The organism is Photobacterium panuliri (genome assembly GCF_059920555.1).
Window position 1 is genome coordinate 1,647,456 of sequence record NZ_CP197192.1, and the last position, 26,237, is coordinate 1,673,692.

The following is a 26,237-nucleotide window of genomic DNA, read 5'->3' on the forward strand; positions in this document are numbered from 1 at the left end:
CGATGAACGCGACTGATAACAAGAAAACGACGAACAGAGGACATTATGGGACGCATGGTATTAGCCTCGGTTGTGCTGGCGCTGTCAGTACAGGGCTGTGGCGAAAAGGAAGTGGTTGTTCCCGAGCCCGATTCAAGGCCCGTCAAGTTGGTATCGGTATCGGTGGGTAACAATGAGATGATCAGGACATTTCCGGCTGTCGTCGAAGCGGGTGATAAGGCGGTACTGGCGTTTCGTGTTTCTGGATTGCTGGACAGAGTGAATGCCCACCCCGGCGATATGGTCAGGCGGGGGCAGGTTCTTGCCCATCTCAATACTGACGAGCTGAGCCTGCTGGTAGAGCAGGCTCAGGCAAACTACGAGCTAGCCTTTGTCCAGTTTAAGCGCGATAAGGAGCTGCTCAAAACGAATGTGGTTTCCGAACTGGATTTCGACCGCTCGCAGGCTGAGCTGAATCAGGCCAAGGCGGATTTGGACAAGGCTAAGGCTAATCTCAGCTATGCCAGCCTCGTCGCCCCGTATGATGGCACCCTGTCGTTGTCCTTGGTGGAGAACTATGAATATGTCGCGGCCAAGGAGCCGGTCATGCATATTCAAAGCGCAGGGGTGATCAATGTGACCTTCCAACTGCCCGATCAACTGCTTGCCCGTTTCGAACACCAATCCAATTTTGACCCCAACCCGAATGTCACATTCGATACCATTGCCGACCAAGAGTTCTCTGCTGATTTCAAGGAAATCGATACTGAAGCTGACGAAAAAACATCCAGTTACAAGGTGACTCTGTCGATGGCGCGGCCAGAAGGCTACAACTTGCTGCCGGGGATGGCGGGGCACGTGCGTATTGCCTTGCCTCACGGGGCAATGGGGTCGATACCTGATCGCGCTATTGTTCGCGAGGGAAATAAAACCTATCTCTGGAAGGTGGATGAACAGGGCATTGTCAGCAAAGTTGCAGTGATTTTGGATGATCGACGCCGGATTGTTTCCGGGTTGGACGATGGTGACTTGATTGCGACATCGGGGGTAGCGGAATTGACGGACGGCCAAAAAGTGAGGGCATGGGTCAAGGAGAGGGGATTGTAGGATGGATAAATATCGTATTTTACCTTTCTTTGTGCTGGCAGCGGGTGCGGTGCTGTCAGGTTGTGAGAAGGCCGAGGTTGAGCCCAGAACTATCATCGCTCCGGTCGCTGTAGCCGAAGTGAAGCTTGCACAGGCCGCGCCGCAATTGACTTTTCCTGCGGTGGCGGCGGCAGCCAATAAGTCCAGTTTATCGTTTCGGGTGGCCGGCGAGGTGAGTTTTATTGCCGTTCGGCCGGGGGACAGGGTGAAAAAAGGCCAGCTTCTGGCGCGGCTGGACCCGACGGATTACAAACTGGGTGTTGACGATGCCCAAGCCAAGTTCAATGTGTCAGATAGTCAGTACCGGCGTTCTGCCAAGCTGGTTAAGCAGGGGTTTTTACCCCAATCTCAGTTTGACGAACTCAAAGCCCAGCGTCGAATTGCCAAGGCAAGGCTGGATTTGGCCAAGCTTGATCTCACATTTACCCAGTTGCTGGCACCGTTTGACGGTGTTATTTCGCGGGTGCCTGTTGAGCAGTTCGAAAATATTCAGGTGGGTCAGATGGTGATGAACATACACCGTGCCGATAAAGTGGATGTGATTATTCAGGCTCCCGATATGATTTATTCGCAAAGTACAGCTGTGGAAGTGCAAGATTCCAAGCCCGGTGCTCGAATTATCTTGAGTGACGGTATGGAATATAAGGCGTTTCTCAAAGAGTTTACCACCGAGCCTGATCCCGATCTGGGATCCTTCCTTGTCACCCTGACGATGCCGATGCCGACAGATCGTTTCATTCTCGACGGCATGGCGGTCGAGGTACGGGTCGATGCGCAAAAACTGAACGTCTACCGTGAGGGTGAGCCGGTGATCCCGCTTGAGGCGGTCTTCAACGAGGATGGTGATGATCTGGCATTGGACAACAAGTTTGTTTGGGTTGTTAATGGCGACAATACCGTGTCTAAGCGCAAGGTGGTCACCGATAAGGTTGTACCTAACGGGGTTCGCCTATTGAGTGGACTCAGTGCCGGCGAGCGGATTGTCGTCGAGGGGGGTAACCGCCTCCGAGAAGGACAGCAGATCACTATTGTGGGCAAGGAGGCAAGCTGATCATGAAGCAAGATATCGCAGCCTATTTTATCAAGAATAAAGTGATCAGCTGGATGTTGACGCTTATTTTTCTGATTGGCGGAACCATGTCGTTTTTCGGTTTGGGACGGTTGGAAGACCCCGCTTTTACCATCAAAGATGCGATGGTCGTGACGGCTTATCCCGGAGCCACGCCGTTGCAGGTTGAGGAGGAGGTGACCTATCCCATAGAGAAAGCGATTCAGCAACTGACCTATATCGATGAGGTCAATTCCGTTTCCAGCCGTGGCTTGTCGCAAATTACCGTAACCATGAAGAATAATTACGGGCCGGATGATTTGCCGCAGATCTGGGATGAGTTGCGGCGTAAGGTTAACGATCTCAAGCCGTCGCTGCCGCCCGGGGTGCAGGAGCCTCAGGTGATTGATGATTTCGGGGATGTGTTCGGGATCCTGCTGGCGGTGACTGGTGATGGCTACAGTTACAAGGAGCTGAGCGATTATGTGGATTATCTGCGGCGGGAGATCGAGCTGGTTGACGGCGTCGGCAAGGTGTCGGTGACGGGAACCCAGCAGGAGCAGGTCTTTATCGAGATTTCGATGCAGCGTCTGAGTAACCTTGGTATCTCTCCACAGACCATCTACGGCATTTTGGAAACCCAAAACTTGGTCACCAGTGCCGGGGCGGTCAGGATTGGCAATGAATATATCCGGGTTCACCCGACGGGAGAGTTCCAGAATGTGGATGAGCTCGGGGATCTGATCATCACCGAATCCGGTGCGGCAGGGCTGATATATTTGCGTGACGTAGCCGATATCAAACGGAGCTTCAAGGAGGTTCCCGATAACCTTATCACCTATAACGGCAAGCAATCGCTGCAGGTTGGGATCTCGTTTATCGAAGGGATCAACGTGGTCGAGGCGGGGACGCGGGTCGAGCGGCGCTTGCAGGAGCTGCGCGAGCAGCAGCCCATAGGGATTGATATTGGGGTGGTGTACAGCCAGCCGACAGAGGTCGACAAATCCGTCAGTGGTTTTGTCGTCAGTTTGGGTCAGGCCGTGGCGATCGTTATCATCGTGCTGCTGTTTTTTATGGGGCTGCGCTCTGGATTGCTGATCGGTCTGATCTTGTTGCTGACGGTGCTGGGGACATTCGTGTTCATGAAATGGATGGCCATAGATCTTCAGCGTATCTCCCTCGGGGCGCTGGTTATCGCGCTCGGTATGCTGGTAGATAACGCCATCGTGGTGGTCGAAGGGGTCTTGATAGGGATGCAGAAGGGGCGAACGCGGATGCAGGCCTCATCCGATATCGTGACCCAGACCAAGTGGCCGCTGCTGGGGGCGACGGTAATTGCGGTAATGGCGTTTGCACCTATAGGCTTGTCGCAGGACTCGACCGGGGAATACTGCCGGACTCTGTTTACGGTGCTGCTGGTTTCCCTGATGCTCAGCTGGTTCACGGCGATTTCGCTGACCCCATTCTTCTGCGATTTGTTTTTTAGGGGAGTGAAGACCAGCGGTGATTGCGATGATGTGGATCCCTATGCCGGTAAGCTGTTTGTTTGGTACAAGGCGTTTCTTGAATTTTGTATGAAGCGGGCATGGCTGACCGTGATAGTGCTGGTACTGATGCTAGGGGGCAGTCTGTATGGCTTTACCTTGCTCAAGCAGTCATTTTTCCCGGCATCGACCACCCCGATGTTCATGGTGGATGTCTGGTTGCCTGAAGGCACGGATATTCGCGCCACTAACACCACCCTCAAGGAGCTAGAGGAAGTCATCGCCAAGGATGACAAGGTTGTTTATGTCAGCTCCAGTGCCGGTAAGGGCTCACAGCGTTTCATGCTGACCTACTCGCCGGAGAAGAGTTACTCCTCGTATGGTGAGTTGATTATTCGGGTCAACAGCTTTGAGGATGTGGTTCCGGTCATGGCCAAGCTGAGTCAGGTACTGGATACCCGTCACCCCGAGTTGGAATACAAGCTCAAGCAAATCATGCTGGGCCCATCTTCCGGCTCCAAAATCGAGGCGCGCTTGGTCGGCCCCGATCCGACCGTCTTGCGTGGCTTGGCCAAGCAGGTGGTGGATATCATGAATGCCGATCCCGGTGCATTTAACATCCGTCATGACTGGCGTGAGCGAAACAAGGTGCTAGAGCCTATTTTCAATGAGAGTCAGGCGCGCCGTTACGGTATTACCAAAAAAGACGTGGATGATCTGCTGCAGATGTCCTTCACGGGCTTGACGGTCGGGGTATATCGCGATGGAACCAACCTGATGCCGATTATCGCCCGTCTGCCTGATGAGGAGCGGGTGGATGTCAGCACCATTGAGGGGATGAAGATTTGGAGCCCTGCGATTCAGGGTTACATTCCGCTGCAACAGGTGATCTCCGGGGTCAATATTCGTTGGGAAGATCCGCTTATCAACCGCAAGAACCGCAAGCGGATGCTGACGGTAATGGCCGACCCTGATCCGCTGGGCGATGAGACCGCTGCCACGGTACAGGCGCGGATCCAGCCGCAGATTGAAGCGTTGGCCTTCCCGCCGGGGTATGCGTTGGAGTGGGGCGGCGAATATGAGTCATCGGCCGATGCCAAGGCCTCGCTGTTCCAGACCATGCCGATGGGCTATTTGGTGATGTTCCTGATCACCATCTTCTTGTTCAACAAGGTCAAGGAGGCGCTGATTGTGTGGGCAACGGTTCCGTTGGCCGTCATCGGGGTGACAACCGGGCTGCTATTGCTCAATACCCCGTTTGGCTTTATGGCCCTGCTGGGCTTTTTGAGCTTGTCGGGAATGTTGGTCAAAAACGGGATTGTGCTGCTTGATCAAATCGAGATTGAAATTGCCAGTGGCAAGGATAAATACCTTGCTGTAGTCGATGCGGCGGTGAGCCGTGTTCGTCCGGTCTGTATGGCGGCCATTACGACGATTCTGGGTATGCTCCCGCTATTGCCTGATGTTTTCTTCAAGCCAATGGCCGTGACAATCATGTTTGGACTGGGCTTTGCTACCGTTCTGACCCTGATTGTGGTGCCCGTATTGTACCGCTTGTTCCATCATGTGCCGTTGCCCGGCGAGGTAGCAGCCAAACCTGCGCCCGCGCAGTAGAGCTATGGGCTATGAAACAAAAAAGGGGGCGAAAGCCCCCTTTGTGTTATTACGGTCGTTGTGTCACTAAGAACATAGTGTTGCGGCGATTGGATTATTCCGCGACTTTCCAACGCATAGTTTCCCCTGCGCGGATAGGGACGACAACATCATTGCCGAAACTCATTGTCTCGGGAACCGACCACTCTTCTTTTGCTAGGGTAATGGTGTCGGTATTGGCTGGCAGGCCGTAGAAGGCAGGGCCGTTGAGGCTGGCAAAGGCTTCTAGTTGGTCGAGTGCGCCTGACTGCTCGAAGACTTCGGCATACAGTTCGATGGCTGCGTGGGCAGTGTACGAACCGGCACAGCCGCAAGCAGATTCTTTACGGCCTTGGGCGTGTGGTGCTGAATCGGTGCCAAGGAAGAATTTCGGGTTGCCGCTGGTTGCTGCTTCTACCAGCGCATGCTGGTGGATATTGCGCTTTAGGATTGGCAGGCAGTAAAAATGCGGGCGGATACCGCCAACCAGCATGTGGTTGCGGTTGAACATCAGGTGGTGAGCCGTGATGGTTGCCGCCACGTTCGGTCCGGCATGCTTGACGAACTCGACGGCTTCTCGAGTAGTGATGTGCTCAACCACAATTTTGAGGTTTGGCATTTTTTCCACGATTGGGCCGAGTACGGTATCGAGGAAGGTTTTTTCACGGTCGAAGATGTCGACGTCGTGGGTTGTCACCTCGCCGTGGATCAGCAACAGCATTCCGACTTCTTGCATGGTTTCCAAAACAGGGATCAGTTTGTCGATATCGGTGACACCGGAATCGGAATTGGTGGTGGCTCCGGCAGGGTAGAGCTTGGCAGCGTAGACATGGCCGGTGGCTTTGGCCTTGCGGATTTCGTCAGAAGTGGTGTTGTCGGTGAGGTAAAGGGTCATGAGGGGAGAGAAATGGGCTTGTGGCTGTTCGGCAAGAATGCGATCGCGGTAGGCCAGGGCTGCATCGGTTGTGGTCACCGGCGGGACAAGGTTTGGCATGATAATAGCGCGTCCCATATAGCGGCTAATATCGCGAACCGTGTCATTAAGCACGTCGCCATCACGTAGATGGGTGTGCCAATCATCCGGGCGCGTGATCGTCAATGTCGTCATAGTACTTCCCTCCAAAAAAATCGACCGATTCTAAATCCTTCGCGATAGCCTTGTAAAGGTGGATATGCGTGGTTGTGAACTATCTGATTATTAAAATGCCAATCGTTTGCCTTTTGTTGGCCGTAACGCGCTGATCAATGTCATTTTTGTCGGGTAGGGAGTCACTGCCGGACGACTGGCGTCCGGCAGGATGGCGAGATAGGCGGGCTATAGCTTGAATTGCTGCACGAGGTCGTTTTGCTGCTGGGCAAGGGTATCGAGCTTGGTGCTCGCGTCTGATACTTCCTCCATTGCCGCGTAGTTGGTATCGGCGATGTGGCTGATATCTTCCAAGGTCCGGGCTATTTCGGTGGTGGTGCTGCGCTGTTCCTCGGCGGCTTGAGCAATTTGGGTGCTCATTTGGCTGATATCAAGAATGATGGCCTGAATCTCTTCCATCGCGCTGTTGGCATCGGAGGCAAGGGCAACGCTGTTTTCCATTTCGGTGACGCAGGTTTGCATGACCGCCACCGCTTGGCCTGAGCGTGACTGAAGGCTCTGGATCATCTCTTCGATTTCGCTGGTGGAGTCGGTGGTACGCTTGGCGAGGATCCGAACTTCGTCGGCGACAACGGCAAAGCCACGTCCCTGATCGCCCGCCCGTGCAGCCTCGATAGCGGCATTGAGGGCCAGCAGGTTGGTTTGGTCGGCGATATTTCGGATCACATCCAGAATAGAGCCGATGTTACTGCTCATGCTCTGGAGGTTGGAGACCGCCTGCACCGACTCGTCGAGGCGCTCGGCAAGCTGGTGAGTAGTGTTGATATTGCGGCTCATCACCTCGCGCCCGGTATTGGATGCCTTTTCGACGTTCTGTACCCGGGCCATTGTGTGCTGGGCGCTGTTGGATACATCCGTGACCGATTGTTCCATTTCGGTCATTGCCGTTGCCACTGAGGCGGTTTGCTGGCGCTGTTCATTGAGCCGCTGCTTGGCTTGGCTGGTGGTGGTATGGTTCTCCGCAGCCACCGACGTTAGTCCTTGCGAGGCTTCGCTCAGTTTGCCGAGGATCTCCTGAAGCTTGTCGGCGAGGGTGTTGATATCAACGGCAAGGGTATTGAACTCGCTGAATTTGCTGCTCGGGCTACGTTGGGTCATGTCGCCACGGGCAAGAGATTCAAGGGTTTTTAGTACGGCATTGAGGGGGTTGCGCACGCTACGAGACAGGTTCCAGCCAATGGCCAGCGCGAACAAGATGGCGACGGAGCCCATCATAATCGCGTTGTTGAGGCCACGCTGGTAGGTATTGTCCGCGGTGACGATTGCCTGGTTCATAAGCTGGTTGGCCTGATCGTTGAAGCTGTTGAGGTGCTTGGTGGCCTCGTCGATCTCACGGGCAAGGGTGGTGATGTTCTGGTAGAGCTTATTGCGGGCTGATATGTAACGGGCGTGGTTGTCGAGCACGCCGCCGCTTTTGCCGATGTCACGCGAATACTGCTCGATAGTCTCTGCGAAGACGGATTTGAGTTGCGGCATCATCGCGCTCAGGCTGCGGTATGCGTTGTTGAGGTGGTTGACGTAACGTTTGTTGTCGCGCACGGCTTTGTTGATGATCGCCATGTCTTCGGTTGCCAGCGCATCGGAGGTAATGGCTTCGGTCTGCTCGAGTTTGATGAAGTAGTTCTTGGCGATCATTTTGACCGAGATGCTGTCTTGCTCGTTGACGAAGTTCTTCATCTTCCCGTCGAGCTCGCCGTGGAGCTTCTGGAAACGTCGGGTGGCTTTCTGGCGCTCGGCTTGAGCTTCGAGCTGGTTGCGGTAGTTGGTCATCGCCTGTTCGGCCTCGGCGAAATACCGTTGCTCAAGGGCTTTGAGGGCGGCGAGCTGGCTGGTGAGGTTGGCGTTCCCCTCACTGGCGGTGATAAGGCGTTCGAGAGCTTGGTTGAATTCCACTTGGGATTGGGCGAATTGGTTGGTGTAGGCCCGCATCCGTTCAGGGTTTTGGCTGGTCAGATAGTCTTTGAAGACTTTGTCTGCAGCCAATAGCTTGACGCTGGTTTGGTTGGAAAGCGAAACCAACGGCAGCGCTCGGGCAGTGACTTCCTGAAGTTGTTGGTGGATGGTACTCGTCCCGTTTAGCGTGATAGCTAGCGTGGTAACGAAGAGCATTAAGAGTATGGCAAAACCTATGTACATACGGCGTATGACAGAGGGTTTCTTTGTTGTCTTCATATTGTCCCTAAAAAATAATGCCAGTAAGCGACAGCGAACTTACTCAAAAATGTAAAATACGAAGATATTGTAATGTAGTGCCTTCGTATAAATCGTGATACTCAGTCCACGGCAAGTCCTTGGTTTGCCAAAGATTGGGCATAACTGACACAATTTATAAAATAGTCAGTTACAACGATAATAACGGAAATAATCCCCCGCATTCTTTGAGCTCTGCATCAAAAAATGGCGCTGAAATTGAAAATGGGGTGGAAAAATCATTTCAAACAGTGTTCAATATTGTCATGTGGGATTTTGTCGAGCATACTGCTGTTGAATCAAATAATGATAAATGGAGTATGACATGGCCGAAGAAACCATTTTCAGCAAAATTATTCGCAAGGAAATTCCGGCTGACGTGGTGTACCAAGACGACTTGGTGACAGCGTTCCGTGATATTAACCCTCGTGCGCCAAGCCACATTTTGATCATTCCTAACAAGCTTCTGCCTACAGTGAATGATGTGAAAGAAGAAGACGAGCTGATGATGGGCCGCCTGTTTACCGTTGCGCGTAAGTTGGCTGAACAAGAAGGTATTGCCGAAGATGGCTACCGCCTGATTGTTAACTGTAATGCCTACGGTGGTCAGGAAGTGTACCATCTGCATATGCACCTTCTGGGTGGCCGTCCTCTGGGCCCAATGCTTGTAGGCTAATGCTTAGCCGCTGGTATCGGAAAAGCGTATAACGCGGTACCAGTAAGGAACTTCAAGCTGAAGATAAAGTCTGAGTGGCAGGTAATGGCGTGGCGGGATACCCCCTAGACGCTCTATCAGTACTCAGACTTTTTATTAAGGTGAAAACAAAAATGTTGAAGTATGCTGCCATTGCGGTGCTTTCTTTGAGCATGACAGCGTGTGCCAACCTGTCGGCTCAGAATTTGTTCAGTCATTACAGCGCTGCTAATGAGCAGGCGTATCAGGCAATGCAGCAAGGCCATTATCAACAGGCTTTGGCGGCATTACCTGATGCGCCCGCGGGCGATATCCTCGATGGTATGGAGCGGGGCCGGGTAGGCTTTGTTGCTGGAGCTTATCCCCTGAGTTTTTCTTCATTGCAGCACGCCGACAACGCGGTTAAAGCGCAGCAGCAGGCGGCTGAGTATCAGGTGTCTGAAGGGCTCAACCAAGCCGGCTCCTTGCTGACCAACGATAACATGATCACCTACAAGCCCGCCGATTATGAGCTGGGTTTCCTTCATCTTTACCTGGCTCTGAATTATATCCAGCAGCGCGATCTAGAAGGGGCGCTGGTGGAGGTTCGCCGCGCCAATCAGGTTCAAATGGCTGCCCGCAAAGAGCGGCAGGCCGCACTCGAAAAAGCCGAGCAGACGGCACAATCCAACGGCCTTAGCCAGAACCTCGGCGCAGTGCTGGCGCGTTACCCACAGGTGGGTGACATGCTGGGCAATGTTCAGAATGGGTATTTGTTCTATCTATCTGGCTTGCTCTATGAGGCGAACGGTGATTTGAACAACGCGTATATTGACTATACTCGCGCGTTGGCCGTTGCGCCTAACAACCGCTATGTCGCCCAGAGCGTGCTGCGCTTGGCCACCCGATTGGATATGGTCGATGATCTGCCATCGCTGAAAGCTCGTTATGGCCGTTACCAGCCATTGCCTCGGGGCCAAGGCCGAGTGGTCGTGCTTGATGAGCAAGGTGTCGTCATGGCGCTTGATGGCTGGCGATTACCGCTATGGTTGCCGAGCAGCCAAGGCTATGGGGCGATGTACAATCTGGCTTTGCCTTACTACCCTCAGACCGCGCTTCCGGCCTACTCATCATTGCGTCTGGGCAACCAAGTACTTGCTGAGCAGCCATTGGCGAATATCAACGGGATGGCGCAATATAGTTTGCATGAAGCCCTGCCGACACTGGTTGTGAGGCAGATGCTTCGCGCGGTTGCCAAGAACGAAGTACGCAGGGCCTCCGCCCAGCAGGGGGATGATCTCGGCAATGCGCTGGCGAATATTTTTAACACTTTGACAGAACAACCGGATACACGCAGTTGGCAAACACTGCCTGCTGCGGTGGGGCTTGCTCAGCAGGATGTCGCTGCCGGGCAGTATACGCTTGACTGGAACGGCCATCAGGTAGCAGTACCTGTGAAGTCTGGCCGGACAACATTGGTATGGGTATCTCGGCAGGGAAGTGCGCTAACGGGATGGTCAGTATTATTGGGAGATAATTGATGAGATTTTTACTTGTGTTGGCCGTAGTGATGGGGCTGGTTGGCTGTTCAACGACAACGTCCGGCATCAGCATTGAAAGCAGCAACCAAAGTGTGGTGATTGGCAATCCGGATTTGGCGAGGCGCCTTACTATCGAGCAGGCCGCAGTAAGCTCGGTGAATGGTCTGCTCAAGGCTTCGGTGCCGGTATCCAGTTCCACCGACAGTGACTTGAAGCTGCAATACCGTTTCTATTGGTATGACGCCCAAGGGTTGGAAGTGAGTGGCAGTGATAGCCCGTGGCGACAGGTTGTCTTGCATGGCAAGGATCGTATGACTTTGCAAGCCGTAGCCCGCCAGTCCAAGGCGACCCAATACCGTATTTATATCCGCAAGGCCGACTACTAATAAGCGGCACCGGTTTCGAACAACTGAATGTTAGGGGAATGACGAGGTGGCAAGGCTGCCGAGTCGTAAGTGTATAGGTATGAAAATGAAGAAAAGTGTAATTGCCTTGATGGGCGTAGTGGCCCTGCTTGGCGGGTGTGCCCAGAAAGTGAGTTATGGCGATGCCCAAGAAGTCGAAACAACGACCATCGAATTCGGTTCGACCGATCTGCAGAAGATCGCCGAGGAGATGACCGACAGCATGCTCTCTTCCGGCTCGGTTGCCTATATTACCGGTAACAACAAGCGCCCGATCATCATGGTCGACAGCATCAAGAACAAGACCAGCGAGCACATTGACACCGAGTCAATCACCGATTCGGTCAGCACCCGTTTGCTTAATTCGGGCAAGTTCCGCTTTGTGGATATGACCCGCGTCGAGTCTGTGCGCAAGCAGCTTAACTTCCAAAACAACGATGAGCTGGTGAACAAGAGCACAGCTATCCAGTTCGGCAAGATGGTCGGTGCCGAGTACATGCTGTACGGCAACTTGTCGAGCATTGTGAAAAACGCAGGCAGCGACAAAGACGTTTACTACAAGATGACCATGCGCTTGATGGATTTGGAAACGGGCCTTATCGAGTGGGCTGACGAAACGGAAATCCGCAAGCAAGAATCAAAAAGCCTACTTGGCTGGTAATTGGTAGTAGCTGATAGGCAGGCGATTTTCCCATGAAAAAGAACAACTCGGCTGGCTGGGCAGAAAGCCCCGTGGCCCTGATTTCACTGCTGGGGGAGCGCCTGCCATCAGTACATGTCTTGCAGGCAACACCGCTGCATGGCGGCCTGAGTAACCGCTGTTACCGCATTCAGGCCGAACATGCCGGCCAACCACTTCACCTTGTGTGGCGACCCAACTCTCCGGCGAGCGAGGCGTTTGGGGTATCTCGCCAGCACGAGGCTGCAATACTGTCACAGCTTGAGTCTACATCGCCCTTGTTGGCCCCTGCGTTGTTTGCCGCTTTGCCCGAAGGCATTTTGGTGGAGTGGGTAGAAGGGGAGATGGCTGACGATCAGCTCGATACCGCTTCATTGTTATCCTTGCAGGTTGTGGTACACAGCCTGCCGCCGCCATCATGGCGGTTGGACTGCTGCGAACGAGGCGTGCATTACTGGCAAGCCTTAGCTTCAGAGCTCAAGGACGCCACATTGCACCGTATTCACCACCGATTTCAAGCTGCGTCTCCTCTGCAATGGTTCGGGGATACTTGCTGCCATCATGATCTCGGTCGTTACAATATTATCGTCGGCGATCCGCTGCGAGTGATTGATTGGGAGTACGCCAGCGCTGGTGATCCATCGCTGGATTTAACCATGACGATTGCCGCCAACGGGCTAGATCCCCACAACGCCGTGCTCCAGTATTGCCAAGCGGCAGGTATTGTCGCCCCTACGGAGATTGAGCACTGGCACCAAGCCGTTGCTTACTGGCAGCCGTGGTGTGAATACTTGGCCTTGCTCTGGTATCTGCTGGGCTGGCAGCATTGGCAGGACCCCACCTACCTAGAACAAGCCGAAATTCTAAAACAGCGCTTGGCATGATGTGTCAGGTGCCGTGAGTTATACACCTGACGAGTAGGGCTGTTCTCTTTGTAATGTAGGGATGTAGGGGGGGTAAAAAACACTCGCCCTCCAGCTCTCTTACAAATCACCCTGAAATCATCACAAACGTTCAATCGTGTTTATAGCTACACCTGTTTCAGCATCTGATAGGTTTTTTCACCCAAATGGTCATATATGGTATCGGGCTTGTAATACACAGAGCGAAATTACGATAATAAAAAAATAACTATGTGAAAGAGGGTCAGTGAGGATATATTTCAGATATTACTATTTTTGTTTAAGTAAGAAGTTAAGAATGAACCAAGCACATACCCTTACATTGGATGATGTAAAATTTGATGTAAGTACAGGTACGATCGAAAAATATACAAGCGATTATAAAAACATTGTTATACCTGAGCATTTTGATGGTACACCGGTCACTTCAATCGGTTCTAGTGCGTTTATAACAGAATTTTATAACGTGCTGATGGATAACACTTACGGTTTAACCAGTGTGACCATCCCTAACACTGTGACATATATAGGGAATTATGCGTTTCAATTTAATTTATTAACGAGTGTTATTATCCCTGAATCTGTTACTTATATTGGTTCTAACGCGTTTGCTAATAATGCTTTAACAAGCGTGATTATTCCTGACGCTGTTACCTCTATAGAGGATGCTGCGTTTGAATGCAATGAATTAACGACCGTAACTATTCCTGAATCAGTGACTATTATTGGCTGTCGAGCTTTCAAAAGTAATTTGTTAAAGAGTGTGACTATTCCTGATTCTGTTGTTGAAATAAGAGATGGTGCGTTTCAAGGTAACTTATTAACGAGCGTGACGATTCCTGATTCAGTGGTTGAACTCGGAGCGAGTGCATTTGAATTTAATTTGTTAACAAACGTAACCATTCCTGATTCTGTTACTAAAATTGGGGATTATGCGTTTTATCGTAATAAGTTATCAAGTGATTCACCTGTAATCGATAATAGTAGTGAAGAGCAGCCACATATCCTGACACGAGATGACGTAGAGTTTAATCATAGTACAGGTACAATAGTTAGATATATGGCCAATTATAAATACATTGTTATTCCTGATGTATTAGACGGAACGCCTGTGAAGGCTATTGGTGCTGAGGCTTTTGTAAAATATACTTATGATAGTGAGCATGATAAATATTATGATCACACAGGTGAAGAACGTGGTTTTTATGAATGTGATGGCTGCTGCGTCTGTCTTCGTACTTATGATGAATACTGTGAAGAATTACATGAAAATCACACCGAATGTGATGGTTTTGAGGATCGTGAGGGATGGCCTTTTGTTGAGGATGAACAATTACGGAAAGTGACTATCCCTAATTCTGTTACTTCTATTGGGGATTATGCATTTGCAAATAATGCCTTAACGGAAGCAGACGTTATCATTCCCGACACTGTTACTATCGGTGATAGTGTCTTTTGTGAATTTAATGTCTATGGATGAGGGAGTTTGGCTGCAGCATTGGCAAGAGCCAGCCTTGAGCAGTCCGAAATCTTGAAATAGCGTTTGGTATAGTTTGATATAAGGTGTCAGGTGTTGCGAGTATACACCTGACGGATTGGGCTGTTTTCTCTGTAATTTTGGCATTTAACAAAAAATACTCCCCCCTTTTTCAAGGGGGAGTTAGAGAGAGTAGTGCGTGAGAGTCATATCAGGCTAATAGCGGTACAAATCAACCCGATAATAAGCTGACCTTTGAATGCCGCTTTAGACTTGAAAGTGGACAAAACCTTGTCAGTGCATTTTCTAAAGAAAGGCATGGAAAGCCGCTTAACTTGGTGTTTAGTATTAATGGTGTATGCACAGATTATTATCAAGTTATTTAGATGCATCAGAAAGGGATGTCTTCTGGGTCAAATACTACTTCTCTCAGGATTTCAATTGTTTCTTTATAAACTTCTTCAGGACTTCTTTCGTCATCGTAACCTGAGCCAGTGTTCTTTGTTGGCTTCTCTAATGATTCGACAGCTCTATTAATAGCATCCTCTAACTTTTGTCTATCTGAATCAATCTCTAGCCTTGCTGATTCTAAGGATTCATTCATTTTTTGAGCCGAATCAAGTTGAGCCAATACCTTAGTCATACCATTGTGTACTTTCTCAATTTCATCATTTAGTTCCTTTCTTTCCTGCTCCCAGTTCTCTAATTCTTTATCACGTAACTTAATCTGGTGTTCTTGTGTAGATTCAAGTTTATTCCTAGCATCTTTAACATCATGTTTCTTACGTGATTCACCAAGAGTATTAAGAACTAACCAATCTAAACCTAGTTGTAAGGCAGGTATAAGGAGTATGTAACCAAGAGATACAATTGCAGGCAGGAACAGTCCATACCACCAACCAACTTGTAGACTTTTAGCTAGTGCAACCTTATTGGGTAAGGTTTCAAATGTGAATTGAAGTACAATTGAGTGATTGACCACTAACCAAGAGAAGATGAAAGTAGCTATCAAAGGGGTTTTTAGTCGTTCAACAACTGTATCACTAATCGCTTTACCTACTGCTTTGTGCACAATACTTTCCTAATCCAAGCCAACAAGAAAGCATACAATAGCATAGCAAATACCAAAATTTGCACACATAAATGCTTGTAGTGGCATAGTGAATTTGGTCACTTAGAGGTATAACCTGACTTTGCTTCCGTATTTTTGGAATTACTAAATATAGGTAGAATAATACTTTAGTTAACTGAGTTGCTAATCGGCCGTATTTCATAATGGGGCAAAAATAAGTCAGCCACTATCTATCAAACTCAGCCCTGCGAATAAACCAGCCCCGAATTGAATTGCAACATTCATGATCTTGTGAACATATTAGGGTTTGATTTTTTAAATGCTGAATATGATCTAACTACTCTAGTGGCGAGTGGCGTAGGGGAAAAAGGGAAATGAGTATTGAATGGCACATTGGCAAGAGCCTGCATTAAGCAGGCTCAAATGCTAACACAGCGGTTTGTACCGTTTTGTGTTGTCTTGGGTCTTATTCTCGGCGATCGAACTCATTATGAATAAGAACAACACACTGCGAAGCAAATAGCATTTTTGGTCCGAGGCTAATTTTGTGTGTATCAAGACGCTTTAGGCTATTCCAGCTCTTTTTAGGCATTGGGATATGATCCGTCAAGATAAAGCAAGCATTGCCCGTCAACGGTTCATCACGAATATCATTGCCCTTTTTATCGAGTAAATAGAGCGTATATTCTTCTGCCAGTCGCTGAACCAATTTTTCAAAGCTGATAGTTTCGACAGAAAGACCTGCCGAGACGTTTCGGCTCTCTTCTTTTTTCATGCCCGCCGAAAACTCTAGCGCTTTGGCAATCAATGCGATCAACGCTGACTCATGAAAACCGCCAATATTGACGAGTTTGGATGATTCAAAACATAAGGTACGTGAAAAATCAGCAGTGCTTTCAATGACCAAATAGACTATCACGTCATCACGATGAGACTGAGCCGTGAAAATCGCATTCATCAATACATGGGCAAGAATTTCAGAATGAGCGTCGTTACCCACTCCCGCAACGAAAGTCTTAGGATCAGTAGAGGCGGCACGAGCACGGATTACAAAGGCTTTTTTCATAGATAACCATTAGATAGCAAATTTGTTAGTTATATAAACGATGCATGATTTCTTGTCTATTAATAAATTTAATTATCGGAATAGCTCAATTTTTGTCAGCGTTCACGCATCCACGTTGCATTGATTCTAAAAAGTGGTGAGTTTACAAGTCAATAGAGGATGGATGCTCGCTGGTTGCTAACGGGTTAAGATGTTGAATTAATAGGTATATTCATTTCTTGTTGTAATTTTGGCCTGCATATCTTAACGACAATACCTAGGTGTGTGTTGATCTCCCTGCTACATTGAAACAGTAAGAGTTAACAGGCGAAGTCGATTTCGGTGATATCGAGGTGGGGCGATGGGTGCTCGGGTAGGGCGGGGCGTTAAGGTTTTCTTGCTGGTTGTGGCAGCCATACTGGTTGGCTGTACAACGCGGCTGGCCTATAACAATCTTGATTTGTGGCTCTCTTTTCGTATCGATGATTACATCAATATGACATCCGAGCAGGAGGACCGCCTTGATAGCGACCTCTCGGCTGCCCTTGAGCGTCATCGGGCCCAGCAGCTACCGAAAATACATCGGGCGTTGGATCAGCTTCAGGCTGATGTCCAGCTGCCGATGAACTACGGCCACATGGGAAGCTACTACCGCCTGTTTACCGGATTGGGGCAGGACTCTGTGGCGGTACTGGCAATGCCGTTGGCCAACTTGCTGCGTGATCTCGATGAGTCGCAGGTGAACGGCCTCTATAATAAGATGCGTGAGCGGTTTGCCAAGCTCGATGCAGAGAGGGTCGCGAAGAGCCCTTCTCAGCGTTTGACCCAACGGACACAGAGGCTCACCGAGTTTGCCCAGAAGTGGGTCGGTTCGTTGACTCCGCGCCAGCGCCAGCTAATTGCCGAGCTGGCAGGGTATCAGGTGGAAATGACCCCGGTTTTTGTCTCGCTGCGCGATCAGTATTTTAAGGATTTCCAGCAATTGATGTTACAGCGTCGTCAGCCCGGCTTTGAGGCGAAGTTGGCGAGGCTGATGCGGCAGATGGTGTCGCTAGAAGGCCCTAGCTATCAATCCGAGGTGCGCTTCTATTTAAACCGTCGGTTTGAATTGCTGACCCGGTTGAACCACACCTTGTCGGACAGCCAGCGCCAGCGGGCGACGGGGAAGTTGGTCGATCTGCGCAAAGATACTGCGTTATTAATTAACCAGTAGACATGAAAATGCTAGGGGTGTCATGTTTTTCCCTCTTTCATTACTGAGCAAACCTGTTAGATTTGAGGTACGCAAGTAATCACGACAGGGAGAAAGGATGATTATTTATCTGCATGGCTTTGATTCAACAAGCCCGGGTAATCATGAAAAGGTACTGCAGCTTCAGTTTATTGACCCTGACGTACGCTTTGTTAACTACAGTACTCTGCATCCCAAGCACGATATGCAGCACCTGCTCAAAGAGGTGCAAAAACTGGTAGACGAATCGAAAGATGACAAACCGCTGATTTGCGGGGTGGGTCTTGGCGGCTACTGGTCAGAGCGTATTGGTTTTTTATGTGGGATCAAGCAGGTTATCTTCAACCCGAATCTGTATCCAGAGCGCAATATGGAAGGGCGTATTGACCGGCCGGAAGAGTATGCCGACATTTCGACCAAGTGTGTGACGAGTTTCAGGGAAAAGAATGCAGGTAATTGCCTGTGTATTCTTTCCACTCAGGATGAAATACTCGATAACCAGCATACCAGCGATGTGCTGAGTGACCATTACCGGATCATCTGGGACGAAAAGGAATCTCACAAGTTCAAGAAGATTTCCGCACACCTCCAAACTATCAAGACATTCAAAGACGCCCAGTAACCCCGGCATCATGGCAGACGGTGAGAAACAGCCGTCTGCTCCTATCTTTTCGTAGCCACCAGCCCCGAATATCACCATAACGCTCCGATTTTGACGCTCATCGTTATTGCACGTTAGCTATTTACCGATCGCAAAACGTACGTTTTTGATGGCGTCGCAAGGCGGCATCCGTATACATTGTTGCTTGGTATTGTGCCACTTAGCACGAAAATTTGGTTGATTTGAGGCTACTTTGATCTTAATCAATTAATTCTTGCCATGAAATAATATTGGCATATAATGCAGATCTTAACTTTTTTTGATGCATGTCAAAAAAAGTTGAGTAAATAGAACAAAGAGATGCACTAAAGCATCCCAGAGATCGAGAAAGTGACTTGCTGAGGCAAGACGAATTTATTGACTGGATGTGAATCGGGTCAAACAAAAATTATAAATCTTTAAATCTTCAAAGGAGCAATGTGATGACTCGCATTATAGTTGTCGGTGGTGGTGCAGGCGGTTTGGAACTGGCTACCAAGCTTGGTCGAACTCTTGGCCGCAAGGGCCGTGCTAAGGTAACCTTGGTTGACCGCAAGGGAAGCCACCTATGGAAACCGTTGCTGCACGAAGTGGCGACAGGCTCGATGGATGCCGGTGTCGATGCTCTGAGCTACCGCGCCCACGCTAAGAACCATCATTTTGATTTCCAAATGGGCAGCCTGAAAGATATTGACCGTGATCGCAAGGTGATCAAGCTAGCCGAGCTGTATGACAAGCATGACGAGCTATTGATGCCTGAGCGTGAGCTTGAGTACGATATTCTGGTATTGGCTATCGGCTCTACCTCGAATGATTTCAACACCCCAGGTGTTCGCGAGCATTGTATCTTCCTTGATAGCCCAGAGCAGGCGCATCGCTTCCGTACCGAGATGAACAATCAGTTCCTGAAGCTGCACGCCAATAAAGATCAGAAAACCGTTGATATCGCAATTGTCGGTGCCGGTGCAACCGGTGTTGAACTGTCGGCAGAACTGCACAATGCAGTGAAAGAGCTGCGTAACTACGGTTTTGGTGATTTGGACAGCTCTCGCCTTAACGTCAACCTTGTTGAAGCCGGTGAGCGCATTCTGCCCGCTCTGCCTCCGCGTATTTCTGGTGCCGCGCACAGCGAGTTGGTGAAACTGGGTGTGAACGTTCGTACTTCTACCATGGTGACCAAGGCCGACGAGCACGGTTTGACCACCAAAGATGGCGAGCTTATCCCTGCGCGTATCATGGTATGGGCGGCGGGTATCAAGGCCCCTGATTTCATGAAGGATATTGCCGGTCTGGAAACTAACCGCATTAACCAATTGGTAGTTAAGCCGACACTGCAGACAACCCGTGATGAAGATATCTACGTGATTGGCGATCTGGCATCGTGTGCTCAGGAAGACGGTTCGTTCGTACCGCCTCGTGCACAGGCCGCTCACCAGATGGCAAGCCGCTGTTTCTCCAACATCGTGGCTAAGCTAACGGGTCGCGAAGAGAAGCCATATGTCTATAATGACCATGGTTCATTGGTTTCCCTGAGCCGTTTCTCAACGGTTGGTAGCCTGATGGGTAACCTGACCAAGGGCTCGATGATGGTTGAAGGCCGTATTGCCCGCGTGGTGTACATCTCCCTATACCGGATGCACCAAATTGCCCTTCACGGCATATTCAAGACTAGCCTGATGATGCTGGTTGGCCGTATCAACCGCGTATTGCGTCCGAATTTGAAGCTGCACTAATCAGCATTAAATCCTCATGTATTAAAAAGGGACTTGGCCAAGCCAAGTCCCTTTTTGTTTTGTCTGAAAAACCGCTGACAGTGTTAAAGTCGATCAGTTGATTTTGAACAGTTCCACGTCAAAGATCAGTACGGAACCCGGCTTGATCACACCCATTGAGCGGTTGCCGTAGGCCAGTTCAGCCGGAATGAAAAAGCGGGTTTTCTCGCCTTCTACCATCAATTGCAAGCCTTCGGTCCAGCCTTTGATAACCTGATTCAGGCCGAACTGGATGGTTTCGCCGCGATCAACCGAGCTGTCAAATACCGTGCCGTCAATCAGGGTACCGTGATAGTGGACGGTCACTTTGTCTTTGGCGCTAGGATGCTGAGTGCCAGTTCCTTCTTGCAGCACAAGATACTGAAGGCCGCTGGCCGTTGTTTTAACGCCTTCTTTGTTCTTGTTCTCAGCTAGAAATGCCTGACCAGCCTTGATATTTTCGGCGGCAACTTGCTTGTTGTTTTTGGTGTGCTGGATATAGAAGATAACAAGGCCGACTAAGGCGATGGTTAGAAGAATTTTAAGCACAGGTATTCCTTTCTTGTGGTGGTGGTAGGCTTGATACTAACAGAGCCCTACTGAAGCGGAAAGTTTTCTGATAATGAAAGTATTAATACGCCAGAGGAGGCGAAAAGTCTGATGGGATCAACGAAAACAGAAGCCCGTCTTGGGGGGTATTGTTGATCATGATCCGGTTTCTTGCGGTGCATTCGAATTTGGCTCGACAGGCTAGCGCGGTACGTTGGCTGGCAAGATTGCCAAGGTGAGTGACGATTTCGATGCGAGTTAACCCGAGTTCCTCGAAACCGTATTGGGCGACGGCCTGAGCCGCTTCGGTGGCATAGCCTTGGCGTTGGGCATCTTGGCGGATCCAGTATCCCAGCTCGGCGGAATTGGTTTGTTCGGAAATATTGCTGAGCGAAGCACTGCCGACAAATTGATCGTTGGCGAAAATCGCAAATTCGTAACCTAGGCAATAGGTCCAATTTTGCATGCTGTGCTGAATCCACTGCTGGGCATCATGCTGATTGTAGCTGGGGGTACACCAAGGGAGCCAAGGATAGAGACTTTCTGTTGAGCTGAGGATAGCCTCGAGCATGTCTTGCAAGTCAGCCTGTTTATAAGGGCGGAGGGTCAGCCTGGCTGAGGTTAGGGGTGATTGGTTCATCTCTGGATCCATCGATGTCGGAAGACAATAGCATATCGTACGTAGCAAATTGAGAGTACAAAAAAGGCTGCATAATGCAGCCTTTTTGACAATGAACGGGGATTATCCGTTGATTTTGCGAATTTGAATGATCATGCCCATCAATGGGTGGTCAAGGTAGTGCGTCTCGCCGCTACGCATCTTGCGTTGCTGGTTAAACTGATAACCTTTGAGGAACTCTTCCACATCCACTTGCTTTTTCACTTCTTGCAAGTGGCCAACCTGAACATTGCCTTCCGTTGCCAGCGGGTCAAGTGTGCTGTCAATGTCAGCCCCAACGACCACTTCGCGGCGGCTTGGCTCGCGTAGCTCAAGATTGGCTTCGGTGAATAGGTAATGCTGAACATAGACCTTGATCGTACCGTCAAGCTCGTACAGTGGGCCGCCGGTGCTCTGGCTGTCCATGCCAGCGTTCAGATCAGTTGCGGCGCTATTGTCGGTTGTGATAATCAGGCCGTCTGTTGAGGTATCGCTGGCAGGCAAAGCCTCTGAGGCTGCACTTGCTGCGGGTATGCCATCAGCCAGAAACTGTGCTGAAAAATCTTTACCGGCAGTAATATGGATACGCGGTGCGGCGGCCTTGCTGAGATCTCCCTGACGCCAGCCAAAATGGGCGAGTGGGGTGAATCCAGCATGTCCTTTCAGTTTGTTGTATTGGTTATTGAGCCGAAAACGGCTCGGCGACATTGGACGAATGCCACGGGCCTTAAGGCGAGCGGTATCACCAAAGTCAATCGCGCTACTGGTGTCGATAGCCGCTTGTTGGTCTGGCCATGATTCGTTGACCTGCTCAGGGGCAATATTGCGCTTGAACAGAATCACCTCAATATCAAATTGTCTGGCCGCGAAGCTTGGTAGGCTGACTACCAATAGCAGCAAATAAATCAGATTTTTCAACATAATACTCCGCACATTTGTGCTCTCTATTATAGAGTGTTTTCTGCCAGTTTTGTTAAAAGGCCGTCAACATATTTCATTCGTGTCTGTTTGTCACTCATTGGTGCCATCATTTTCAGTTTGGTCGGCCCTTCCATTCGGAAATGCTGAGGCTCGGACTGAAGCAGACCCACCAAGAAGCCAGGATCAATGGAGGCATTGGCATTGAATTCAATATACCCGCCTTTTTCGCCTGCTTCGATTTTGTTGATACCAATCCCTGCCGCCTTGAGCTTGAGCTGGTTGAGCATCAGTAGGTTCTTGGTCGCATCCGGCAATAGGCCGAAGCGGTCAATCAACTCGACTTTCAGCTCGCTGATGGCATTTTCGCTGTCTGTGCTGGCGATACGCTTGTAGAGCGACAGGCGGGTATTGATATCTGGGATGAAGTCATCAGGCAGCAAGGCCGGTACCCTGAGTTCAATTTCCGTCTGCTGGCGCAATAGATCGTCAAGCGATGGTTCTTTGCCTTCTTTCAGAGCCTCGACAGCTTGTTCGAGCATCTCCATGAACAGCGTGAAACCAACAGATTGGATCTGGCCGCTTTGCTCGTCGCCCAGTAGCTCGCCCGCTCCACGAATTTCAAGGTCATGGGTCGCCAAGGTGAAACCGGCCCCCAAATCTTCCAGCGAGGCAATGGCCTCTAGACGCTTGACGGCGTCCTTGGTCATACGTTTCGGATGCGGTGTCAGCAAGTAGGCGTAGGCTTGGTGGTGCGAGCGTCCTACTCGTCCCCGAAGCTGGTGCAGCTGCGCCAAACCCAAGTGATCTGCACGGTTGATGATAATGGTATTGGCGGTAGGCACATCAATACCGGTTTCGATAATTGTGGTACACACCAGCAAATTAAATCGTTGGTGATAGAAATCACTCATGATTTTTTCGAGATCTCGCTCACGCATTTGGCCGTGGGCAACGGTGATCCGTGCTTCGGGGATCAGGGCGGCGAGATCGTCAGCCATCTTGTTGATGGACTCGACATCGTTGTGGAGGAAGTAGATCTGCCCGCCACGCATGATTTCACGAAGTACGGCTTCGCGAATCAGTACGTCGTCGTTTTCGCGAACGAATGTCTTGATTGCCAGTCGGCGTGCCGGTGGCGTTGCGATGATCGACAAGTCGCGCATTCCGCTCATGGCCATATTCAGGGTACGCGGGATCGGGGTTGCGGTCAGGGTCAGGATATCCACGTCTGCACGCAATGCCTTGACCTTCTCTTTCTGGCGGACACCAAAGCGGTGCTCTTCGTCGACGATGAGAAGGCCGAGATCATGGTATTTGACCTGGGCATTAAGCAGCTTGTGGGTGCCGATCAGGATATCGATCTTGCCTTCGCCGACATCGGCCAGAATTTGCTTCTGCTCTTTGGCCGTCTTGAAGCGAGACAGAACTTCTACCCGTACCGGTGTATTGGCAAAGCGATCACGGAAGTTTTCGAAATGCTGCTGGGCAAGCAAGGTGGTTGGTACCAGAACGGTGACTTGCTTGCTGTTATCCACGGCCACGAAAGCAGCGCGCATCGCCACTTCGGTCTTGCCGAAGCCGACATCGCCGCACACCAGGCGGTCCATCGCTTTGGCTTGGCACATATCGGACAGAACGGCATTGATGGCCATTGCTTGGTCATGGGTTTCCTCGAACGGGAAGCCGGTACAGAAGTCGGCATATGCCTCGCGGTCGAGATTGAACTTGAAGCCGGGCTTGAGCTCACGCTTGGCGTAGACATCAAGCAGCTCGGCTGCGACATCCCGGACTTTTTCAGCAGCTTTTCTGCGGGCTTTGGCCCAAGCTTCACCGCCCAGTTTGTGGATCGGCGCGGTTTCTTCTGCGCCGCCTGAGTATCGGCTGATCAAATGTAGCGAGGCGACCGGGACGTATAACTTGGCGCCGCCTTGGTATTCGAGGGTGACGAACTCGGTTTTCATCCCGCCGGCATCGAGGGTTTGCAGACCCTGATAGCGGCCGATACCGTGGTCGACGTGAACAACGGGCTGGCCCACTTGGAGCTCGGCAAGGTTGCGGATGATGGTGTCGCTGTTGACGACCTTCTTGTCATCGCGTCGACGGCGTTGAACGACACGTTCGCCCAGCAGGTCGCTTTCGCAGATCAGGGCGATAGCAGGATCGGCCAAGACAAAACCCTGTTCGGCCGCACCAATAATCAGGCTGGTTTTGCCCGGTGCAGCCATCGCTTCGCTCAATGATGCGCAGACCATAGGGCGCAGCTTGATCCTAGCCAGCAGATCAAGCAAGGCTTCGCGGCGGCCTTCAGACGCCACCGAGAAAATAACTTGGCCCGGGTAGCTTTCGATAAACTTGCGCAGTTCACCCAGCGGCTCTTTGAGCTGGTGGTTGATGGTCAGCGTTGGGATTGGCTGCAATGCCGGGTTGAACCTGCCGCCTTTTTCGGGCTCGGCATCACCGCGCAGGCGTACTTGAGGCATGGCTTTGAACTGGCCGAACATTTCGTCTTTGTTCAGCCAGAGTTCATGGGGCTCAAGCAGCGGGCGTAGTGGGTCAACTCGACGCTGGTCGTAACGATAGGCCGCGTCTTTGAGGAAGAGATCTGCGGCTTCTTCGAGATTGCCGATAGTCAGGAGTAGGCTGCTATCCGGCAGGTAGTCGAACAGGGTTTCGGTTTGTTCGAAAAAGAGTGGCTGCCAGTATTCGATACCGGCGGGCCAGGTCTTCTTGCTGACTTGCTGGTAGATGGATTCTGGCTCGCGGCGGGCCTCGAACCGCTCGCGCCAGCGCATTCTGAAGCTCTCGATAGCCAGATCATCGGTTGGGAACTCGTGGGCCGGCAGCAAGCGAATACTGTCTATTTCACCGGTTGAGCGCTGGGTTTCAGGGTCGAACTGGCGGATCGAGTCGACTTCGTCATCGAAGAAATCGATACGGAACGGATGCTGGCTGCCCATCGGGAACAAATCAAGCAGCGAGCCGCGGCTAGCGTATTCGCCGTGTTCCATAACCTGATCAACGTGGCGGTAGCCCGAGGCGTCGAGTTTCAGGCGCAGTTTTTCCAGCGAAAGCCGGTCGTTGCAGCTCACCAAAAGCGCATGTTGGTGAATGAATGATTGTGGTGTCAGGCGTTGTAGCAGCGTGCTGACGGGTACCAATACGACGCCGCGAGCTTGGTTGGGGAAATTATACAGCCGTGATAAGCGATCGGAGATGATGTCTTGGTGCGGCGAGAAGTTGTCGTAGGGCAGGGTTTCCCAGTCGGGGAACACGCTGACGTCCTGCGTGGTGAATTGGCTGATTTCCGGCTGCAGACGCAGCGCAGTTTGGGTATCAGGGACAACGGTTAGCAATGGTCCTTGATGGTTTTCCGCCAATTCAGCAATCGACAGCGCCAAGGCTGCCCCGGAAACATTGCCGATATAACGGGCATCACCCGGTTTGTTCGGCAAGGGGAGAGAAAGAATAGTCGTATTGGTCATTGGGGTATTAATTCTCTGTGCGCTGTTGCGCCCGCTGGCGCAGGAATTTTTGTTGGAAGTGCAGGGCCGCACGGATAATGATGTCGCGATCGGCTTCCAGCAAATGGGTGTAAGAAAGCGTGATTTCCGCTTGTTTGTGTTCGGCTTCTTGCTGGCACTCGCTCACCTCGGCATAGGCATAGATTGCCGCCGTCGGTTTGTCGAGGAAGATTTTTAGGCGGACAGCTTGGCCTACAGCTAGGGGGGTATCCGATAGATAGGTCAGCTTGCTGGCACCGAAGGTAGTTGTGACGAAGCGGTGTTCAGCGTGATCTTGCTGGGCCATGATAAAACCAAGCATGAGGTTGATCTTATTGTTTTGGGCAACCAGATAATCACTAAGTGACTGAAATTCCTTTTTATTAAGCTGAGTCAGTGAGCGCTCCATATTGTCATCTATAGCACTGCATTCGCTGGCGATGCGAAAGAGCGGTGGGATCTCTTGCAAGAAGGCTTCGTTGCTAGGGACGATGGCCTGAGGTTCCAGTGGTTCTACATTAATGGTCAACCCAGCATGGACTGAAAAATACTCGTCCTGATTCATGTT

21 protein-coding genes are annotated in these 26,237 nt (G+C 50.8%); 12 read left to right on the forward strand and 9 right to left on the reverse strand.

Annotated features, from left to right (window positions below):
* Window positions 1-54: 54 nt before the first annotated feature.
* The 3 genes from ACSF8X_RS07745 to ACSF8X_RS07755 are packed head-to-tail and all read left to right on the forward strand — an operon-like array spanning window position 55 to window position 5,271.
* Window positions 55-1,086 carry an efflux RND transporter periplasmic adaptor subunit gene (locus ACSF8X_RS07745; protein ID WP_500851156.1) on the forward strand — a complete coding sequence of 344 codons (1,032 nt, stop codon included), beginning with the start codon at window positions 55-57 and terminating at the stop codon, window positions 1,084-1,086.
* Window position 1,087: 1 nt separating this feature from the next.
* The gene (locus ACSF8X_RS07750) at window positions 1,088-2,176 is read left to right on the forward strand and encodes an efflux RND transporter periplasmic adaptor subunit (RefSeq protein ID WP_500851078.1); all 1,089 of its coding nucleotides are present in this window, start codon (window positions 1,088-1,090) and stop codon (window positions 2,174-2,176) included.
* A 2-nt stretch (window positions 2,177-2,178) separates the two neighbouring features.
* Window positions 2,179-5,271: an efflux RND transporter permease subunit gene (locus tag ACSF8X_RS07755; protein WP_500851079.1), complete on the forward strand. Its 3,093-nt coding sequence runs from the start codon at window positions 2,179-2,181 to the stop codon at window positions 5,269-5,271.
* Between the two features lie 94 nt (window positions 5,272-5,365).
* Here the strand turns inward: ACSF8X_RS07755 and pyrC are convergent, their stop codons facing one another.
* Complete coding sequence (gene pyrC, locus ACSF8X_RS07760) at window positions 5,366-6,397, reverse strand: dihydroorotase (protein WP_500851080.1); 1,032 nt, start codon at window positions 6,395-6,397, stop codon at window positions 5,366-5,368.
* A gap of 207 nt (window positions 6,398-6,604) precedes the next feature.
* Window positions 6,605-8,608, reverse strand: coding sequence for a methyl-accepting chemotaxis protein (locus ACSF8X_RS07765; RefSeq protein ID WP_500851082.1), 2,004 nt, complete (start codon window positions 8,606-8,608; stop codon window positions 6,605-6,607).
* 343 nt (window positions 8,609-8,951) lie between these two features.
* On the opposite strand from ACSF8X_RS07765, the gene hinT reads away from it, so the two are divergent.
* The 6 genes from hinT (at window position 8,952) to ACSF8X_RS07795 (ending at window position 14,305) form a co-directional block, all read left to right on the forward strand.
* The gene (gene hinT / locus ACSF8X_RS07770; protein WP_047879436.1) at window positions 8,952-9,302 is read left to right on the forward strand and encodes a purine nucleoside phosphoramidase; all 351 of its coding nucleotides are present in this window, start codon (window positions 8,952-8,954) and stop codon (window positions 9,300-9,302) included.
* A gap of 152 nt (window positions 9,303-9,454) precedes the next feature.
* Window positions 9,455-10,840, forward strand: coding sequence for a COG3014 family protein (locus tag ACSF8X_RS07775; protein ID WP_500851083.1), 1,386 nt, complete (start codon window positions 9,455-9,457; stop codon window positions 10,838-10,840).
* Complete coding sequence (locus ACSF8X_RS07780) at window positions 10,840-11,226, forward strand: YcfL family putative periplasmic lipoprotein (RefSeq protein WP_500851084.1); 387 nt, start codon at window positions 10,840-10,842, stop codon at window positions 11,224-11,226. Before ACSF8X_RS07775 ends, ACSF8X_RS07780 begins: the two co-directional genes overlap by 1 nt.
* A gap of 85 nt (window positions 11,227-11,311) precedes the next feature.
* A complete protein-coding gene (lpoB, locus tag ACSF8X_RS07785) occupies window positions 11,312-11,905 on the forward strand; it encodes a penicillin-binding protein activator LpoB (RefSeq protein ID WP_047879438.1) in 594 nt (197 codons plus the stop codon).
* 32 nt (window positions 11,906-11,937) lie between these two features.
* The gene (locus ACSF8X_RS07790) at window positions 11,938-12,807 is read left to right on the forward strand and encodes a phosphotransferase (protein ID WP_500851085.1); all 870 of its coding nucleotides are present in this window, start codon (window positions 11,938-11,940) and stop codon (window positions 12,805-12,807) included.
* A gap of 316 nt (window positions 12,808-13,123) precedes the next feature.
* The gene (locus tag ACSF8X_RS07795) at window positions 13,124-14,305 is read left to right on the forward strand and encodes a leucine-rich repeat domain-containing protein (RefSeq protein ID WP_500851086.1); all 1,182 of its coding nucleotides are present in this window, start codon (window positions 13,124-13,126) and stop codon (window positions 14,303-14,305) included.
* Between the two features lie 388 nt (window positions 14,306-14,693).
* Here the strand turns inward: ACSF8X_RS07795 and ACSF8X_RS07800 are convergent, their stop codons facing one another.
* The gene (locus tag ACSF8X_RS07800; protein ID WP_500851087.1) at window positions 14,694-15,374 is read right to left on the reverse strand and encodes a hypothetical protein; all 681 of its coding nucleotides are present in this window, start codon (window positions 15,372-15,374) and stop codon (window positions 14,694-14,696) included.
* A gap of 466 nt (window positions 15,375-15,840) precedes the next feature.
* Entirely contained in the window at window positions 15,841-16,440 is a 600-nt protein-coding gene (gene trmY / locus ACSF8X_RS07805) for a tRNA (pseudouridine(54)-N(1))-methyltransferase TrmY (protein ID WP_047879443.1), read from the reverse strand.
* Window positions 16,441-16,780: 340 nt separating this feature from the next.
* Between trmY and ACSF8X_RS07810 the strand changes: the two genes are divergently transcribed.
* The 3 genes from ACSF8X_RS07810 to ACSF8X_RS07820 all read left to right on the forward strand — a co-directional run bounded on the left by ACSF8X_RS07810 (window position 16,781) and on the right by ACSF8X_RS07820 (window position 20,023).
* On the forward strand, window positions 16,781-17,632 hold the full coding sequence (locus ACSF8X_RS07810; protein WP_500851088.1) for a DUF6279 family lipoprotein: 852 nt from the start codon (window positions 16,781-16,783) through the stop codon (window positions 17,630-17,632).
* 97 nt (window positions 17,633-17,729) lie between these two features.
* Complete coding sequence (gene ycfP, locus ACSF8X_RS07815) at window positions 17,730-18,272, forward strand: alpha/beta hydrolase YcfP (RefSeq protein ID WP_047879445.1); 543 nt, start codon at window positions 17,730-17,732, stop codon at window positions 18,270-18,272.
* 461 nt (window positions 18,273-18,733) lie between these two features.
* Entirely contained in the window at window positions 18,734-20,023 is a 1,290-nt protein-coding gene (locus ACSF8X_RS07820) for an NAD(P)/FAD-dependent oxidoreductase (protein ID WP_047879446.1), read from the forward strand.
* A gap of 93 nt (window positions 20,024-20,116) precedes the next feature.
* Here ACSF8X_RS07820 and bamJ read toward each other — a convergent pair whose 3' ends face one another.
* The 5 genes from bamJ to ACSF8X_RS07845 all read right to left on the reverse strand — a co-directional run bounded on the left by bamJ (window position 20,117) and on the right by ACSF8X_RS07845 (window position 26,234).
* Window positions 20,117-20,590: a BamJ family beta-barrel-assembly machinery protein gene (gene bamJ, locus ACSF8X_RS07825; protein WP_047879447.1), complete on the reverse strand. Its 474-nt coding sequence runs from the start codon at window positions 20,588-20,590 to the stop codon at window positions 20,117-20,119.
* A gap of 82 nt (window positions 20,591-20,672) precedes the next feature.
* A complete protein-coding gene (locus tag ACSF8X_RS07830; protein ID WP_047879448.1) occupies window positions 20,673-21,230 on the reverse strand; it encodes a GNAT family N-acetyltransferase in 558 nt (185 codons plus the stop codon).
* 102 nt (window positions 21,231-21,332) lie between these two features.
* A complete protein-coding gene (locus ACSF8X_RS07835; RefSeq protein WP_500851157.1) occupies window positions 21,333-22,166 on the reverse strand; it encodes a peptidoglycan binding protein CsiV in 834 nt (277 codons plus the stop codon).
* A 29-nt stretch (window positions 22,167-22,195) separates the two neighbouring features.
* Window positions 22,196-25,651: a transcription-repair coupling factor gene (gene mfd / locus ACSF8X_RS07840; RefSeq protein WP_500851089.1), complete on the reverse strand. Its 3,456-nt coding sequence runs from the start codon at window positions 25,649-25,651 to the stop codon at window positions 22,196-22,198.
* 7 nt (window positions 25,652-25,658) lie between these two features.
* Window positions 25,659-26,234 carry a PilZ domain-containing protein gene (locus tag ACSF8X_RS07845; protein ID WP_047879450.1) on the reverse strand — a complete coding sequence of 192 codons (576 nt, stop codon included), beginning with the start codon at window positions 26,232-26,234 and terminating at the stop codon, window positions 25,659-25,661.
* Window positions 26,235-26,237 lie beyond the last annotated feature (3 nt).

What these genes read in the sequence shown, in the direction of transcription:
- ACSF8X_RS07745 (WP_500851156.1), top strand. Translation starts at nt 55, where the DNA reads ATGGTATTAGCCTCGGTTGTGCTGGCGCTGTCAGTACAGGGCTGTGGC.
- ACSF8X_RS07750 (WP_500851078.1), top strand. Translation starts at nt 1,088, where the DNA reads ATGGATAAATATCGTATTTTACCTTTCTTTGTGCTGGCAGCGGGTGCG.
- ACSF8X_RS07755 (WP_500851079.1), top strand. Translation starts at nt 2,179, where the DNA reads ATGAAGCAAGATATCGCAGCCTATTTTATCAAGAATAAAGTGATCAGC.
- pyrC (WP_500851080.1), bottom strand. Translation starts at nt 6,397, where the DNA reads ATGACGACATTGACGATCACGCGCCCGGATGATTGGCACACCCATCTA.
- ACSF8X_RS07765 (WP_500851082.1), bottom strand. Translation starts at nt 8,608, where the DNA reads ATGAAGACAACAAAGAAACCCTCTGTCATACGCCGTATGTACATAGGT.
- hinT (WP_047879436.1), top strand. Translation starts at nt 8,952, where the DNA reads ATGGCCGAAGAAACCATTTTCAGCAAAATTATTCGCAAGGAAATTCCG.
- ACSF8X_RS07775 (WP_500851083.1), top strand. Translation starts at nt 9,455, where the DNA reads ATGTTGAAGTATGCTGCCATTGCGGTGCTTTCTTTGAGCATGACAGCG.
- ACSF8X_RS07780 (WP_500851084.1), top strand. Translation starts at nt 10,840, where the DNA reads ATGAGATTTTTACTTGTGTTGGCCGTAGTGATGGGGCTGGTTGGCTGT.
- lpoB (WP_047879438.1), top strand. Translation starts at nt 11,312, where the DNA reads ATGAAGAAAAGTGTAATTGCCTTGATGGGCGTAGTGGCCCTGCTTGGC.
- ACSF8X_RS07790 (WP_500851085.1), top strand. Translation starts at nt 11,938, where the DNA reads ATGAAAAAGAACAACTCGGCTGGCTGGGCAGAAAGCCCCGTGGCCCTG.
- ACSF8X_RS07795 (WP_500851086.1), top strand. Translation starts at nt 13,124, where the DNA reads ATGAACCAAGCACATACCCTTACATTGGATGATGTAAAATTTGATGTA.
- trmY (WP_047879443.1), bottom strand. Translation starts at nt 16,440, where the DNA reads ATGAAAAAAGCCTTTGTAATCCGTGCTCGTGCCGCCTCTACTGATCCT.
- ACSF8X_RS07810 (WP_500851088.1), top strand. Translation starts at nt 16,781, where the DNA reads ATGGGTGCTCGGGTAGGGCGGGGCGTTAAGGTTTTCTTGCTGGTTGTG.
- ycfP (WP_047879445.1), top strand. Translation starts at nt 17,730, where the DNA reads ATGATTATTTATCTGCATGGCTTTGATTCAACAAGCCCGGGTAATCAT.
- ACSF8X_RS07820 (WP_047879446.1), top strand. Translation starts at nt 18,734, where the DNA reads ATGACTCGCATTATAGTTGTCGGTGGTGGTGCAGGCGGTTTGGAACTG.
- ACSF8X_RS07830 (WP_047879448.1), bottom strand. Translation starts at nt 21,230, where the DNA reads ATGAACCAATCACCCCTAACCTCAGCCAGGCTGACCCTCCGCCCTTAT.
- mfd (WP_500851089.1), bottom strand. Translation starts at nt 25,651, where the DNA reads ATGACCAATACGACTATTCTTTCTCTCCCCTTGCCGAACAAACCGGGT.
- ACSF8X_RS07845 (WP_047879450.1), bottom strand. Translation starts at nt 26,234, where the DNA reads ATGAATCAGGACGAGTATTTTTCAGTCCATGCTGGGTTGACCATTAAT.